The organism is Streptomyces sp. B5E4 (assembly GCF_039871555.1).
GTDB lineage: Bacteria > Actinomycetota > Actinomycetes > Streptomycetales > Streptomycetaceae > Streptomyces.
Genome location: NZ_JBDPMI010000015.1, coordinates 97,160 through 112,667, shown reverse-complemented (window position 1 = coordinate 112,667; position 15,508 = coordinate 97,160). Strand labels below are relative to the sequence as shown.

Genomic DNA, 15,508 nt, shown 5'->3' with positions numbered 1-15,508 from the left:
TCACGAGGTCCGCACCCGCGCACGGGTGGCGAGCAGCGACTCCGGCGGCAGCGCGATATCCGCGATGTCCGGCAGCGCCGGAACGTCCGGCACGACGGTGGCGCCCGTGGTGGTGGCACGCGGGAACTCCGGCTGCGGGCCCGGCGCGGCCGTGTCGGTGAACGGGATGCCCGCGGGCCCCTTCGCACTCGGCCAACTGCCGGAGGGCGTGGGTGACGTGCCGCGAACCGGGCAGGACGCGGTCTCCGCGAGCCCGGTGGGCACGGTTTTCCGAAGCGCGTTCCCTTCCAGGCAGTTGCCCTGTCCGCGGGTGGCGGTGGGGAACGTCGAGCCGACGTCGACGCCGTTGGCGGTGAAGGTGTTGTCCGTGATCGTGTTGCGGTCCGCGGTCAGGTCGGCGGTCGCGGTGATCACGAGTCCGGCGTTGGTGTTCCCGGTGATCCGGTTGCGGACGAACCGGTTGTCGCTGCCGCCGTCGACGCCGATACCGATGCCCCAGCCGCCGTCGGCCTGCTCGGGCGTCTGCGGGTGCTGATTGTCCGCGATCAGGTTGCCGGCGACGACGGCGTCGCGCTGCGGGAGCAGCTTCTCCTGGTGGTCGGAACTGGTGGTCAGTCCGACGCGGTTGCCGACCAGACGGTTGCCGACCACATACATCTCGCCGCCGGCATTGGTGCCTTCGTATCCGACCGCGTTGAGTTCGGAGACGTTGTCGCGTACCACGATCCGACACGGCTTGCACTGGCCGACATAGATCCCCGAGTCCGCCCCGCCCGATGTGTGGGAGTGCTCGATGGCACCGTTCTGTGCGGAGAACGCGTAGATGCCGTACAGACCGTTGCGGGTCGCGGTCACGTGCGAGACCAGGAACGACTTCAGGAGCGTGACGGGTTCCTCACCGGTGTCGTAACCGCCGCTGCCCGGCAGCCCGTCGACCGCCGCCGCCGAACCGGTGACCAGCACCCCGTTCTGCGTGTTCCTCCGCACGGTCAGGTTCTCCACGGCCACGCCGGGCGCGGTGACGACCACCCCGTTCGGCCGCCGCAGCTCACCGTCGACGACCACCTCGGCCCGGGACTCGCCCCGCAGCGTGATACGAGCCGTGTCGAGCTTCACCGACTCGCGGTACACACCCGGAGCCACCAGCACCAGGTCACCGGGCCGGGCCAGGGACACGCCTGCCGAGATCGTCGGGGCGTCTCCGGGCACACGGATCGTGACCCGCGCACCGTCCGGCCGGCGGCCCTTGTCCGATCCGTCGTCGCCGTCACCGCTGCTGCAGCCGGCCAGCAGAGTCAGTGCGCCCAGTAACGCAGCCATCACGCGAAGTGCCGATCGAGACATGGCTGCAGTCTGGCACGAAGGCGAATTGGCCGCCGGAACAAGGCGGTTGAGCGGCAAAATGCGAGGCAGGTGTGGCACTCTGCACCTCATGGACCGGGTCGATCGTCCCCCGTCACGCCGCGCGTTCCTCGATGTCACCGGTGCCACGGTGGCCGCCGGTCTCGTCGCCTCCGGGTGCTCATGGGACTCCGCCGAGCCGCGTCGGCCCGCCCCTTCCGCCGCGGCCGTGCCCACGCGGGTTCCGGCGACGGGCCGACATCAGGCGGGCGTCACGTCTCCCCGGTCGGCACAGCGCAATCTGCTTGCCGTGGTGGCCGACCTCGCCACCGCGGCGTCGCCCGGCCCGTTACTGGCCGAACTCGGCGAGACCGTCCTCGCCCTCACCGCCGGGTCCGACCCGCGGCTGCTGGGCCTGTCTCCGGGGGACCTGACCGTGACCGTCGGCGTGGGTCCGCGGCTGGTGCGGACGGCGGGCGCTTCACTGCCCGGCGCGGTCGACCTCCCGCGGTTCTCCCGCGAGCGGATCGCTCCGCGGGAACGCGGCGGTGATCTGCTGATCCAGATCTGCGCCGACGACGCGCTGCTCCTGCCGACCGCCGCCGCCGCGCTCCTGGACCAGGCCGGCGACCGCGTCCGCGAACGGTGGCGGCAGTCCGGCCGCCGCGGTACGGACGTGCCGGTCGCCGAGGGCCGCACCGCGCCGCGCAACCTGCTCGGTTTCATCGACGGCATCGTGGGCCCGCACACGGACGCCGAGCAGGAACGCGACCTGTGGCTGGCCGGGCCCCCCGCGGTCGCCGGCGGCACCCTGGCCGTACTACGGCGCATGGAACTCGCCCTGACACGGTTCGCCGCCCTGACCGTCGCCGAGCAGGAGGCGGTCTTCGGGCGGCGCCGGGACAGCGGCGTACCCCTCTCCGGCGGCACCGTCGCCTCCGGCCCGGAACTGGGCGCCAAGACACCCGACGGGCGCTATCTCGTCCCCGTGGACGCCCACGTGCGCAGGGCGAACCCCACCGCGGTCGGCGTCGGCCACATGCTCCGCCGTTCCTACAGCACCGACGAGCCGGCCCCCGGCCTGCTCTTCATCAGCTTCCAGAACGAGCTGCGGACCTTCACGGCCACGCTCACCCGCATGGACACCTCCGACGCACTGCTGCCCTTCACCACCACGACGGCCGGCGCGACCTTCCTGATCCTCCCCGGCTTCGACCGGCAACACCCGCTCGGATCCACGCTGTTCCGCTGATCCGGCGGCGCCGGGCCGCTTCCCCGGGATCGCTCGCCGGGTCGCCGTTCGGGAGATCAATTCCCCGTCCGCCCACGCCAGCACAGGGGAAAGAAGTAGCCGCCGATGGAAGAACTCACCTTTGACCTGGAGCCTGAGCAGGCGCGGAAGGTTCCTGGAGCTGATGGGTGGGGAGGACCGCCCGAATTCTGCTGACGGCATGTGGGCGGACGGGGTCGACATCTTCAGCGAGCAGGCACGGTTCCAGCGGCTCGCATCCCCGGCCGTGCTCGCGGCATTCGAGGACGGGGCGGAAGACTTCCTGGCCCGAAACGGTCTGCCCCCGCCGGGAAGGGTGGTTGCCGGTGCTATCCGGCGGGTTCGGGTGAGGAGCGATTTCGGGCGGGAAAGGCAGCGCCGGCGTAGCCCTGTTCCATCGAGAGTGCGCGGGCGGCCCGCAGGGCGGTCTCGGTGGCGCTGGTGCGGGCCAGTGGGTCCCGCATGCGCTGGCCCGCGGCAGCGAGGGTGATGCTGGACGTGGCCTGGCCGGTGGACCTGAACACGGGGGCGGACACTGCCCAGACGTCGTCGTCCAGTTCGTTCTCGCACACGTCGAAACCCTGCATCCGAACTTGGGCGAGATGGGCGGTCACCTGCTCCTCCGTGTGCGGGGTGTCTGCGGTGTAGGCCGTCAGCTCCTGTGCACGCAGCACCATGGCGACGGTCTCGGGTGTCTGGTACGCGAGGATGCTGCGTGCCGAGGCTGCCGCGTGCGGTGGCATGACCTGGCCCACCCGGACGAACAGGCGGAGCGGGTGCACGCCCTCGACCAGGGCCACGCAGAGCAGGCGGGTGCCGGTCAGTTCGGTGAGGAATACGGTCTCGCCGCATTCCCTGGCGGCGTCTTGCATGGGGCGCGGCGGGCTGACCGCCGTACCCTGGGAGGCGATGGCCATCGTGGACAGCTCGGTGAAGGCCGGTCCGAGGAAGTAGCGGCGGTTGCTGGGGGAGCGGGTGACGTAGCGTTCTTCGACGAGCGCGGCCATCACCCGGTGCAGGCTGCCTATCGGGATGCCCAGCTCTTCGTGTAGCTGTTGCAACGACAAACCGCGCACGTGGGCCGCGATGACTCGCAGGACGCGCAGCGTTCTGGTGTAACTGTCGGTACTCAGCGGTCTGTCCGTTCGTCAAGGCCAAAGGACTGCCGGGCGGGGACAGTGGGATCGTACTGATGCGCTGTCAACCTGTTCACGTCGTGACCGCGGTGCCCGCCTGGGGAGGGTCGTCGTCCGAGAGTAGCGCCGCGGCGCGCACCGCCACCCGCAGCATGGCGAGTTGGGCGGGACGGTAGTCCTCCAGCCAGTCGTCGGTGGCGCGGTTGGCGTGCGCGACCAGAACGGCGCCTGCTCGTACGCCGAGGGCCCCGGCCACGGCCAGCACCGTCTCGGTCTCCATCTCCAGTCCGTCGACGCCCAGTCCGCGCAGGACGCCCATCCTCGCGGCCGCGCGCTCTTCGTGTCCGGGAAGCGGTCGTCCCTGCCCGAGGTAGTACGAGTCGACCGTGGCGAGGGTGACCTCGGTGAGCGGTTCGTCCAGGTCACGTGCCGCACGCCGGAGGGCGGTCAGGACGGCCGGATGGGCCGCTGGTCCGGCCGTGTCGGCGGGATAGTGCGAGGCGGCGCCGCTGCCCGGCACCGCTCGGGTGGCCGTGCAGACGGTGCCGGGGGCTATGCGGCTGGTCAGGGCGCCCATGCCGCCGGTGCGCAGCACGCTCCTGACTCCGAGCCGGGCGAGTTCGACGACGGCGATCTCGGTTGAAGGGCCTCCGATGCCGGTCGAGCAGACCGCGATTCGCCGGCCGCCGGGTGCGCGGCCGGTACCGATCCTGAACTCCCGGTTCTGGCCGAGGATGTGGAAGTCGTCGAGCACCTCGGCGGCCAGGTCGACTCGCGCGGGGTCTCCCGGGAGCAGACAGACCGGTGGAAGGGCTTCTGCGGCGCTGACCGGGAGATGGGGCGGTGCCCCCCTGTGCCAGGGATCCTGCGCGCTTCTCGCCATCGGCGACGACCTCCGTATGAGTCCTCAGATTCCATATATGGAAACGGTGGGTGGCGGAGGCGTAATTTTTCGCCGTCCGGGTTGCGGCTCGCGCAGCCATCCGTGCCGCGAGAGATCGAGTCCACGTCACGGTATACACCGAATTGCCGACCAGATCTAGGGCTTGACTGTGGCCGGGAAAGAGTCCAACCTCTGAACAACATTCTTGGAGGTGTACTTTCCAGATACGGAAGTTGTGGTGTGATGCCGTGCCGGTGGTCCGGAACGATCCCGCTGAGCTCCGTACGGACACCGAGCCGCCGTGACTATTGAGGAGATCTTCATGCCACACCGCTCCATACACGCCGATCACGGGCGTCACCGTGGCGCGCGCGCCCCGGGTCCGGGACGCGCGACTTCGGGAGTGAGGTCCGCATGAACCCCCTTCTGTCGGTGCAAGGCGTCCACAAGGCCTACACCGCTGCCAAGCGCTCGACGGTGGTGGCTCTGGAGGACGTCGACCTGGATGTGGGCGAGGGCGAGATCGTCGCGCTCATCGGCCCCTCGGGGTGCGGCAAGTCGACACTGCTGAGGATGATGGCCGGCCTGGACACGGACTTCGAAGGAGACCTGACCTGGAGCGTTCAACCGCGTCCGGGCAAGGACATCGGCTTCGTCTTCCAGGAACCCGCGCTGCTTCCCTGGCGCACTGTGAGGCGCAACGTCTCCCTGGGGCTGGAGGCGCAGCGCGACTCCTCGCAGCAGGGGCGCGATCGGGTGTCGGAGCTGCTCGACCTGGTCGGTCTCACCGACTTCGCCGAGTCGTTCCCCAAGGAGCTGTCCGGGGGCATGCGCCAGCGCACCGCCATCGCCCGGGCATTGGCCTACAACCCCCGGATCCTCCTCATGGACGAGCCCTTCGGGGCGCTGGACGCGATCACCAGGGACCGGCTCCACGACGACCTGTTGCGTATCTGGGAATCGACCCACAAGACCATCGTCCTGGTCACCCACAGTGTCGAGGAGGCCACCTACCTCGCCGACCGCGTGGCCGTGATGTCGGCGCGGCCGGGGCGTATCAAGGCCGTGCACACCGTGCCTCTGGGGCGTGAGCGCACCCCCGAGACGAGGCAGCTGCCCGAATTCGCGCAGTTCGCCGGCATGCTCCGTCGGGAGCTGGTGTGAGCAAGGACACACTCACGCGCCGGGCCCGCCCCGAGCGGGCCGTGAAGCGTCCCGCCGCGTCCGGCCTCCGCGACAGCGCCGCCCTCAACAGGGTCGTACGCGTACTGACGCCGCTCGCCTACGTGGCAGCCGTGCTGGCCGCCTGGAGCGCCTACGTCACGCTGGCCGACGTACCGTCCTATCTGCTGCCCGCTCCCGGCGAGGTGCTGGACGGGGGGCTGAACCTGGTACGGGACGGCACGCTGTGGCCCCACCTCACTTACACCCTGCGTAACATCGTGCTGGGCTTCGTCGGCGGGTCACTGATCGGGATCGCCCTGGGCTGGGTCCTGTGGGCCTCCCGCACCGTCCGGGAGATCCTCGCGCCCTACATGGTGCTGCTCCAGGCGGCTCCCAAGATCGCCGTCGCACCGCTGCTGGTGCTGTGGTTCGGGCTCAGCACGACGTCGCAGTACGGGCTCATCCTGCTGCTGGTCTTCTTCCCGATGGCCATGGCCACGATGCTCGGGCTGAAGGACGTGCCCGCGGACATCAGCTCGTTGGGCCGGCTGCTGCACCTGTCCCGGTGGCAGTACCTGCGGAAGATCCAGCTCCCCGCGGCCCTGCCCGCGCTGCTGGCCGGTGCCAAGATCGCCGTCATCGACGCGATGACCGGCGCGTTCCTGGCGGAGTACCTCGCCTCCGAACGCGGCCTGGGCTACCTCATGGTGCTCGGCAACACGTCCAGTGACACCCCCCTGCTGATAGCCGCAGTCCTCATCACGGTAGCGGTCGGACTCCTCGGTTTCGGCCTTGTCTCCCTGGCCGAACGCAGGCTCCTGCGCGGACGCCGCTGAGTTTTCACTCCCACTTCGCCCTAAGGAAAGATCATGAACAGAAGGCCCCTGAAGCTGGTCGGTATCCCCGCCATCGTGTCCGCCGCCGCTCTCCTCGCCGCCTGTAGCCCCGGCTCCTCCGATTCGGCGAAGACGTCGTCCGACGGCAGCAAGAAGGTCACCATCCAGATCGACGGCGCCGCGGTGCCGTACTACGCCCCGCTGTACGCGGCCAAGGAGCAGGGCTACTTCGCCGACGCGGGCCTGGACGTCGAATTCACCTACGCCCAGGGCTCCGACATCGTGAAGAACGTGGCGTCGGGCAACGTCGACTTCGGCTTCCCGAACGGCGACTCGGTCGTCACCGCGTACGGCAAGGGCATCAAGACCAAGGTCGTGCACACCACGTACCAGGAGGGCATCGGCGCCCTGCTGTCGCAGCCTTCGGCGAACATCGAGTCCCCGGCCGACCTGAAGGGCAAGACCGTCGCCGTCACCGACCTCGGCAGCCCGAACTACATCCAGCTCCAGGCGATGCTGGAGGACGCCGGACTGGAGCTGTCCGACGTGAAGGTCCGCACCCTGGGCACCGGCGTCATCGTGGACGCGCTGAAGAACGGCCAGGTCGACGCGATCGTCTTCTCGCGCCTGCGCTACTACGCGCTCCAGTCCGCCGGGGTCGAGGTGAACCAGATCCTGAGTGACAAGTACCTGCCCTCCTTCGGCAACGTGGTCATCGCCGGCGAGGACAAGGTGAAGAACGACCCGGACACGGTCAAGGCGTTCGACAAGGCGCTGAACAGCGGCATCGAGTACACCGTCAAGAACCCGCGCGCCGCGGTGGACATGTCGGTGAAGAAGTACGCCTCATCCTTCAAGGGCCAGGAGAACGAGATCACCACCATCGTCGAGGACCTCTTCGCCAAGAGCCTGTGGCAGTCGGACAACACCAGGAAGAACGGCCTGGGCTCCCCGGACCTCGTGCGCTGGCAGCAGGCCATCGACTCCCAGGAGCAGTTCGAACTCCTCGACGAGTCCTTCGACGCGGGTGATCTGGTGGTGAAGCCGAATGACCTCGGCTGAGACGGCCGCTCGCCCCGGCCGGACGGCCGACGCCGTCCGGCCGGTGCTGATCGGCACGTTGTCCCTGCTGGCCGGCGTCGCGCTCTGGTGGCTGGTCACGGTAGCTTTCGGCATACCGGCCTACAAGCTGCCGAGCCCGGCTGCGGTAGCCGGTCACGCCTGGCAGCTGGCCGGGGACGACGTGCTCACGGTGCACATCCAGCAGACGCTGGCCGAGGTGGTACAGGGTGTACTGATCGGCGCGGTGGCAGGGATCGTCCTGGCGATCCTCTTCACCCGCTTGCCGCTTGCCGAACGAGTGCTGATGCCCCTCGTCATCGTGGCGCAGGTGACCCCGAAGATCTCGATCGCCCCCTTGATCGTGCTCTGGCTGGGGCTCGGTGTCGGATCCAAGATCGCCCTCGTGGCCCTGGTGTCGTTCTACCCCGTCATGATCAACATGGTGACCCGGCTACGGTCCGTGCCCAAGGGGGTCGACGACCTGGCCCGTCTGCTGCGCATCGGACCGGTCGCCCGAGCCCTCAAGATCGACCTGCCGTACAGCCTGCCGGCCATCGCCGTGGGTCTGCGCCTGGGGGTTCTGCAGGCGGTGACGGCAGCGGTCATCGGCGAGTTCATCGGAGCACAGTCAGGGCTCGGCTACCTGGAAAAGCAGGCCCAGGACAACGACGACATCAAGCTGGTGATCATCTGTCTCGGGCTGCTCTGCCTCATGGCATGGGTCATGTACGCCCTCATCGGCTGGGTCGAGCGCGTGCTCACCGAACGATTCGGCGGCTGAGACCCCGCGGCCCGCGGTCCCCGCTCTGCCGTCCCGCACGCCGGCCGGCTCGGCGCCCTTGCGCCCACTCTCCCCCGATCCCCTGACGCAGAAGGCAGGCACCATGACGGAGGTCCAAGACCACGATCCCGCGACGTTCGACGACCGCGACCGGCATTTCGCGGACCACGCCGCGTTCCGGACCGACCTCGCGGTCTCGCTCGGCCCTCTGCGTCTGGCCAACCCCGTGATGCCCGCGTCGGGTTGCTTCGGCCCTGAACTCGCCGCTCTCCTGCCCGTACACGAGCTGGGCGCCCTGGTCACCAAGACCCTCTTCTCGCAACGGCGTTCCGGTAACCCCTCGCACCGGCTCACCGAGAGCGCGCAGGGCATGCTGAACAGCGTGGGAATCCCCAGCCCCGGCTCGGCGGAGTTCATCCGCACGGTGCTGCCCCGCTACCGGTCGTTCGGGGTACCCGTCGTGGTGAGCGTCGGGGGCCTCGCCCCGGACGAGTACCTGCGGATCACCGAGGAACTCGCCGACGCTCCCTGCGAGGCACTGGAGGTAAACGTCTCCTGCCCGAACCTTGAGCACGGCGGGCTCACCATCGGAACGGACGCGTCGACCGTGGAGCGTGTCGTCTCCGGCGTCGTCGCGCGTACCTCGCTGCCCGTCATCGTCAAACTCACCCCGAACGTGACATCGATCGGGGACATCGCGCGCGCCTCCGAACAGGCGGGCGCCACCGCCGTGACAGTCGCCAACACCTTCCCCGGCATGGCCATCGACCTGAACGGGCGGAGTGCGGTGCTGGGCAACGGGGTGGGAGGACTGTCCGGACCCGCGGTCCGGCCCATGGTGCTGCGCCTGGTGTGGCAGGCCGCCGCGGCCGTCGCCATACCCGTCATCGGGTGCGGCGGCATCAGCACTGCGCGGGACGTCCTGGAGTTCGTCCTGGCCGGAGCCACCGCCGTACAGATGGGTACCGCGACGTTCACCCGCCCGTACGCCATGACCCAGGTCCTGCGGGACCTTGAGGCCCTGTGCCGCGAACTCGGCATCACCCGTCTCGCCGACGAACGCGGCACGGTGCGGACCTGACTCTCCCGCACGGCCGGACCACACCCCCACCGGCGACCCGCTGGCCTCGCACGGTCACCGAAGACCGTCCCATCCACGGAGCCCACATGAACCTCGACCACGTCCTCCACACGGCACCTGACACCCCCCGTGCCTTCCAGAGCGCCCGGCAACGAAGCGCCGAACTGTACGCCGACATACTCGCGGTGGCGCCCGTCTGCGACGGCCGGGTCGACATCGAAGCCGTCCAGTGCCGGCCGTCCATCCTGCGCCGCATCGCGGCGCTGCTGGCCGAGGTGCTCCCGCACGGGACCGACCGGTTGGTGTGCACCACCCCCCAAGGCGTCGCCGCCACCACCGCCCTGGCCCTGCACACAGGGCTGCCGTTCGCAACGGTGACCGGTACCGGGGACGAGGCCCGTCTGACCGGCGAGGCCCACGCGGGCGAACACACCGTCGTCGTCGTGCCGCTGACGGGCACGGCGCAGGACGCCGCGCCGCCGGTGCACGCCGCCCTGCAAGCGGGGATGCGGGTCTCCTGCGTACTGAGCGTGCTCGATCTCGGTGACCGCAGCGTGGTGGACACGCTCCTGGAGCGGTACGGAGTACGGTTCCATGCGCTCTTCCCCGCCACCCCGTCGCCGGCCCCGCCCAGGTCCGCGACCGACACGAAAGAGGAGGGTCCCCGATGACCGAAAGCACCTCCGCGATCCTTTCCGGCGTCCGTGAACTCGGCGCGGCCACCGACGCCTACGGGCTCACCCTGAACACACAGGTGTCCCCGGCCGCGACCGACCTCATCGGCCGCGCCCTCGCCGACGCCGTGCGACACCTGGAGCCGGACCGCATCTCGGTGTGGGAGAGCAGCGACGAAGCCGTGCTCGCCCATATCGTGGCCCTGGCGACGGACGCGACCGTCCTACGGGTCACCGACGAGTCCGGAATCACCTCCGTCGCCCCGGCGATCACCCCCGGCGACCGGGTCGTACCGCTGGCGACGGCCTGGGAGCCGCAACCCCTCCGGGTGATGCTCGGCCTGCTGCGCGGCGCCGCCGCCGAAGTGACCGCGGTGGCCGCTGTCCTGCACACGCCGACGCTCGCAGCCGTGGATTCCCCACCTGTGGTGTCGCTGCTCTCCGAGGCGGAAGCCTCGTCGGCCGGACTCCGATGACCGCACCGACGCTCGCCGCTCTCCGTCACGCCGACGCGGACCGGCTCCAAACGCACCTGGACACCTTCGCCGGCATGTCGGAGCCCGGCAGGGGCCCAGGCATCACCCGGCTGGCCTACACCCCGCTGGAGCGCCAGGCCCACGACGTATTCGCGGCGCACATGCGTGCGCTCGGCCTGGACGTACGTACGGACACAGCCGGCAACACGCTCGCCGAACTGCCCGGCACGACCCCCGGACTGCCGGGTCTGGGCACCGGGTCCCATCTCGACAGCGTGCCGGGCGCCGGCGCGTACGACGGCATAGCCGGTGTGGTCGCGGCGATGGAGGTGGCGCGGCTGTTCGTCTCGGCTGGGATCCGGCTCACCCGGCCGGTCCGCTTCGTGGCGTTCGCCGCCGAGGAGGGAGCCCGCTTCGGACAGGCCTGCACGGGCAGCCGGATCGCCGCGGGACTGACCGGCCCAGCCGACCTGAAGACCAAGCAGGACGCCGAGGGCGTATCGCTGGCGCAGGCCATGACAGCCGTCGGCCTCGACCCGAACGACACCGAGACGGCCCGCTGGCGCGGAGAGGACTGGGCCGCCTTCCTGGAACTGCACATCGAGCAGGGCTCCCTGCTGGAGTCCGAGTCCGTTCCTGTCGGACTCGTCGACCTGATCTCGGGCAGTACCCGGCTGCGCCTCGATCTCACCGGACGGGCCTCGCACACCGGGGGAACCCCGATGCGGATGAGGGCCGACGCGATGGCCGCGGCGGCGGAGATCATCCTGATGATCGAGACCCTTGCCAACGACAGCCGTCATCACGGCACCCGTGCGACCGTCGGACGCATGGATGTCTCCCCCGGGTCCCTCACCACGATCGCCGGGAGCACCGCGGTATATGTCGACGTCCGGGACGTCGACAACGACCGGCAGCGGCTGACCGCGGCGGAGATCGTCGAAAGTGCCCAGCACATCTGCTCCCGGCGCGGGATCGGGTGCGAATCCCGGCTGCTGGCCGACGCCTCTCCCGTCATCCTCCCCAGATGGCTCCGCGACACCGTCGCCGAGGCCGCGACGGAGGCCGGGATCACGCACCGGGTGATGCCCAGCGGGGCCAGTCACGACGCACAGATGATCAACCGTGTGGTGCCCACCGGCATGATCTTCGTCCCCAGTCACAACGGCGGGGTCAGCCACAGTCCCGAGGAGCTGACCTTCCCGGCCGAACTCGCGGTCGGCACCGACATCCTGGCTTCGGGTCTCCTGCGGCTCGATGCCCGGCTGTCCGCACAGGAGGCCGCAGCCGCATGAACACCCTCGACACGGACGCCGACATACCGGTCACGGACAGCGTGACACCGCTGCCCGGGTCCGGGACCGACCGGCCCGCCGCGACCTGGCACCGCGCCCAGGTCCTCGCCTCCACGCCGCACGGACGTGGCCACCACTTCCTGCGCCTGGAAGCACCGAGTATCGCCCGGACGTGCCAGGCAGGACAGTTCGTGATGCTGACCGCCGCCCGGGACGAGGACACGGGTCCCGTCCTGCCCCGCCCCATGGCCGTATACGCCCGGAATCCGCAGGCCGGCACCATCGACATCCTTCTCGGAGTGGTCGGTGCCGGCACCCGTCGCCTGGCCTCCTTCCGACCGGGCGAGCGCATGCTGGTCGTAGGACCGCTGGGCCGGGGATTCCGGATCACCCGGGGAACGCGGCGCGTCCTTCTGGTCGGGCGAGGCATCGGCACCTGTTCGCTGACCACCGTCGCCCAGGAATGCGTGGGCACCGAGGTCGAGATCGTCGCCGTGGCCAGCGGCAGAAGCGCGGACAGAGTCGTAGGAGCAGACGTCTACCGGGCCGCCGGCGTGACACGACTGCACGAAGTCACCGACGACACCGGCAGCAGCGAGGTGACCCGGCTCCGGGACATGCTGACCGCAGACCTCGATCAGGCCCCTCCACAGCAGATCATGACGTGCGGTTCGGAGCGGCTGACCCGGCTCTGCGAGCAACTCGGCCGACGCTGGGCGGCGGACGTCCAGGTATCGCTGGAAGCCCACATGGCCTGCGGCCTCGGCTACTGCCACGGCTGCGCCACCGGCACCAGGAGCGGCCCCGAGGAGTCCCCGCTGATCTGCGCGGACGGACCGGTCTTCCGCCTCGCCCACCCGGACACGGACAGGTGAACGGCCCCCGGGCCGCCGGTTCCGCGGGCACGACGATCCTGCGGGGGGTCCGCCCCCTCGGCGGCGCATCCCGGGACGTGACCGTACGGGGCAGCCGGATCGCCGCCGTGACGGCCCCTGGGAACGGGGACGGCACCGGCGCCGCGCACGTGACGACAGCCGACTGCGACGGGCTGATCATGCTGCCGGCCTTGGTGGACCTCCACACCCACCTGCGCGAGCCCGGTGACACCGCCTCAGAGACGATCGCCAGCGGCACAAGGGCGGCAGCGCACGGCGGGTACTCCGACGTGCTCGCCATGGCCAACTGCGTGCCGGTGACCGACACCCCCGAGCGGGTACGGCACATCATCGAGCGGGCGGCGCGAACGGCGTCCTGCCGGGTGCACCCGGTGGGAGCCGTCACCGACGGGCTCGCCGGCCGTCGGCTCGCACCCCTCGACGCCATGGCGGCGGCCGGCGCCCTGATGTTCTCCGACGACGGCGTGTGTGTGGACGACCCCGGGCTCCTGCTGCGGGCGCTGGAGGCGGCCCGCCGCACCGGAACCCTCGTCGCCCAACACGCCCAGTGCCCCCGTCTCGTGCAGCGAGGCCAGGTCAACGCCGGCGCGGCGGCACAGGCCACAGCCCTGCCGCCCTGGCCGGCGACGGGCGAGGAAACGATCGTCGCGCGTGACGTGATACTCGCCGGGGCCACCGGCGGACGCTTGCACATCTGTCACGTCTCCACAGCGGGGACCGTCGAAATCGTCAGGTGGGCCAAGTCGCGCGGCTGGCCCGTCACAGCCGAAGTGACCCCCCACCATCTGCTGCTCACCGATCTCATGACCCGCGAAGCCGACCCCCTGTACAAGGTGAACCCGCCCCTGCGCAGCGCCGAGGACGTGGCGGCGCTGCGCGCGGCCCTGCGTGACGGAACCATCGACGCCGTCGCCACCGACCACGCTCCGCACACCGCGTCGAGCAAGGACAACCACTGGTGCGAGGCGCCCTTCGGCATGCTGGGCCTGGAGACCGCGCTCCCCGTGGTCGCGGAGGCCCTGGGCGCCGGGGGCGCCCCGGACTGGGGCCTCGTGGCCACGGTGATGTCCACACGTCCCGCCCGTATCGCGGGGCTCGCCGACGTGGCGGGCCGCCCGTTGGCCGAGGGGGAGCCCGCGACGTTCACCCTGGTGGACCCCCGGGCCGACTGGCGGGTGGACCGGACCGAGTCGGTCAGCGCGTCGGACAACACCCCGTTTCACGGCATGACGTTTCGCCATCGCGTCGTCGCCACCATGGTCGAGGGCCACGTCACCGTCGACATCGACGGCAGACTGGCCTTCCCCACGGCCGCGAACGACAGCCCACCGGTGCCGAGACCCACCGGTTGAGCGGGGCCCTGAGCTTGCTTCTCAGAACTTCTCGGGGCGGCACGCTCGACTTCACCCGGAACTCGCAGTCGGCGCTGCGCGAGGCAGCGAAGCACCGGGCGTACGACGGCCTCCCCCGACTATGGGGCGGGCGGCCGGGCAGTGCGGTCCAGCCGTACGTGACGGCCATGAATCTCCCGTCGGGGAGCCTGCGCCTGCAGCACGAGGACGGCGGGCTCCACCCGCCGGATCTCCACCGCCGGGGACTTGCTGCACATCGGCTGCCGTCACGGACCCCACGAACCCTGCATCCCCGAAGCATCACGACCACCGAACACGACCGGGCCCGGCTCAGTGACGCGGCCCAGCCCGGCGATTTGGAGACGGTCACCGCGGCCTGCACTGACTACCACCACAGCCCTTCACAGGCAGTGGCTCCGGCTGCCGGGTCTCGTTCCTGGCCTGCACCGCCTGCCCGAACGCCCGTGTCACGCCAGCCCACCATCCCCGGCTCGCTCATCTCCACAAGAGCATCGAAGGTCTGCGCGCCGTCCAGGACCCGGACGTCTGGTCTGCCGACTGAGGCGACCCCCAGGCCCGCTTGGACGACCTGAAGAACCGTCTCGGTCCGCACATCTGGCGCGTGGGCATGTCCCGCGTCACGGCTGCCGACCGCGAGGCCACCGAGCAACTGCTGAACGGACACTACGACCTGTGCCCCTGCTCGTCGCCCTGCCCCTACCGCCGACGCCGGTCGTCCAGCCCGAGCGTGTCGTCGCCGCTCGCGCGTGGGCTTCAGACAGGGCGCGAAGAATCGAAGAGCCACGTCGAAGAGGCTTCGAATGATCACGGCACCCAGAGCGGCAAATCGGGCGATGACGCCCGATTCCGTTCCCATGTTCTGGGTGCCCCCGGCAGGGCACGACACAGATGGGAACGGTCGTAGGCCCTGGTCACCGGGCGCATGGATCACCATCGAGTCCCCGTTGCCCCTCTGAAGCTCCAGCGTTGTTCGCAGTCGCCGACGGGACTCTGTGACACCTGAGTGAGGAGTGGGGATCGAAACTCTGCCGGGTGTTGCCGGAGTCTCCCGCGTGGAGCTGCTGCACCTGGCCAGCACCACGCTGCCGCGTGCTTGGTCCTGGCCGTTGACACCCTGCGCCGGATACAGCGCGGGCTGGCCCTTTAGCTAGACGCGGCCAGCCTGCCGATCCGGGGGCCTGAGCGGCTGACAGGGTGTCCCAGCGAGGGGTGGCCGTCGAGGGGATCGCACGCGTGTGCC

The 15,508-nt window shown here is 70.2% G+C and carries 14 protein-coding genes; 11 read left to right on the top strand and 3 right to left on the bottom strand.

Going from position 1 to position 15,508, the window contains the following annotated elements; translation table 11 throughout:
- On the bottom strand, window positions 1-1,344 hold the full coding sequence (locus tag ABGA99_RS20510; protein ID WP_347583148.1) for a right-handed parallel beta-helix repeat-containing protein: 1,344 nt from the start codon (window positions 1,342-1,344) through the stop codon (window positions 1-3).
- An 88-nt stretch (window positions 1,345-1,432) separates the two neighbouring features.
- On the opposite strand from ABGA99_RS20510, the gene ABGA99_RS20505 reads away from it, so the two are divergent.
- Complete coding sequence (locus ABGA99_RS20505) at window positions 1,433-2,593, top strand: Dyp-type peroxidase (protein WP_347583147.1); 1,161 nt, start codon at window positions 1,433-1,435, stop codon at window positions 2,591-2,593.
- A gap of 347 nt (window positions 2,594-2,940) precedes the next feature.
- Here ABGA99_RS20505 and ABGA99_RS20500 read toward each other — a convergent pair whose 3' ends face one another.
- Both ABGA99_RS20500 and ABGA99_RS20495 read right to left on the bottom strand, forming a co-directional pair.
- On the bottom strand, window positions 2,941-3,717 hold the full coding sequence (locus ABGA99_RS20500; protein ID WP_347583187.1) for an IclR family transcriptional regulator: 777 nt from the start codon (window positions 3,715-3,717) through the stop codon (window positions 2,941-2,943).
- A gap of 103 nt (window positions 3,718-3,820) precedes the next feature.
- Complete coding sequence (locus ABGA99_RS20495; RefSeq protein ID WP_347579035.1) at window positions 3,821-4,630, bottom strand: nucleoside phosphorylase; 810 nt, start codon at window positions 4,628-4,630, stop codon at window positions 3,821-3,823.
- A 414-nt stretch (window positions 4,631-5,044) separates the two neighbouring features.
- On the opposite strand from ABGA99_RS20495, the gene ABGA99_RS20490 reads away from it, so the two are divergent.
- The 10 genes from ABGA99_RS20490 (at window position 5,045) to ABGA99_RS20445 (ending at window position 14,247) form a co-directional block, all read left to right on the top strand.
- On the top strand, window positions 5,045-5,794 hold the full coding sequence (locus ABGA99_RS20490) for an ABC transporter ATP-binding protein (protein WP_347579036.1): 750 nt from the start codon (window positions 5,045-5,047) through the stop codon (window positions 5,792-5,794).
- The gene (locus ABGA99_RS20485) at window positions 5,791-6,630 is read left to right on the top strand and encodes an ABC transporter permease (protein WP_347579037.1); all 840 of its coding nucleotides are present in this window, start codon (window positions 5,791-5,793) and stop codon (window positions 6,628-6,630) included. Before ABGA99_RS20490 ends, ABGA99_RS20485 begins: the two co-directional genes overlap by 4 nt.
- 33 nt (window positions 6,631-6,663) lie before the next feature.
- Window positions 6,664-7,692: an ABC transporter substrate-binding protein gene (locus ABGA99_RS20480; RefSeq protein ID WP_347579038.1), complete on the top strand. Its 1,029-nt coding sequence runs from the start codon at window positions 6,664-6,666 to the stop codon at window positions 7,690-7,692.
- Window positions 7,679-8,473 (top strand): ABC transporter permease, encoded by a 795-nt coding sequence (locus ABGA99_RS20475; protein ID WP_347579039.1) that lies wholly within the window; start codon window positions 7,679-7,681, stop codon window positions 8,471-8,473. Before ABGA99_RS20480 ends, ABGA99_RS20475 begins: the two co-directional genes overlap by 14 nt.
- A gap of 103 nt (window positions 8,474-8,576) precedes the next feature.
- Window positions 8,577-9,554 (top strand): dihydroorotate dehydrogenase, encoded by a 978-nt coding sequence (locus tag ABGA99_RS20470; protein WP_347579040.1) that lies wholly within the window; start codon window positions 8,577-8,579, stop codon window positions 9,552-9,554.
- Between the two features lie 86 nt (window positions 9,555-9,640).
- Window positions 9,641-10,225, top strand: coding sequence for a hypothetical protein (locus ABGA99_RS20465; RefSeq protein ID WP_347579041.1), 585 nt, complete (start codon window positions 9,641-9,643; stop codon window positions 10,223-10,225).
- On the top strand, window positions 10,222-10,704 hold the full coding sequence (locus ABGA99_RS20460) for a hypothetical protein (protein ID WP_347583146.1): 483 nt from the start codon (window positions 10,222-10,224) through the stop codon (window positions 10,702-10,704). Before ABGA99_RS20465 ends, ABGA99_RS20460 begins: the two co-directional genes overlap by 4 nt.
- Window positions 10,701-11,999: a Zn-dependent hydrolase gene (locus ABGA99_RS20455; protein ID WP_347579043.1), complete on the top strand. Its 1,299-nt coding sequence runs from the start codon at window positions 10,701-10,703 to the stop codon at window positions 11,997-11,999. Before ABGA99_RS20460 ends, ABGA99_RS20455 begins: the two co-directional genes overlap by 4 nt.
- Window positions 11,996-12,874, top strand: a complete 879-nt coding sequence (locus tag ABGA99_RS20450) for a dihydroorotate oxidase electron transfer subunit (RefSeq protein ID WP_347583145.1) — start codon at window positions 11,996-11,998, stop codon at window positions 12,872-12,874. Before ABGA99_RS20455 ends, ABGA99_RS20450 begins: the two co-directional genes overlap by 4 nt.
- Window positions 12,871-14,247, top strand: a complete 1,377-nt coding sequence (locus tag ABGA99_RS20445; RefSeq protein ID WP_347583144.1) for a dihydroorotase — start codon at window positions 12,871-12,873, stop codon at window positions 14,245-14,247. The genes ABGA99_RS20450 and ABGA99_RS20445 overlap by 4 nt, the downstream gene beginning before the upstream one ends.
- Window positions 14,248-15,508 lie beyond the last annotated feature (1,261 nt).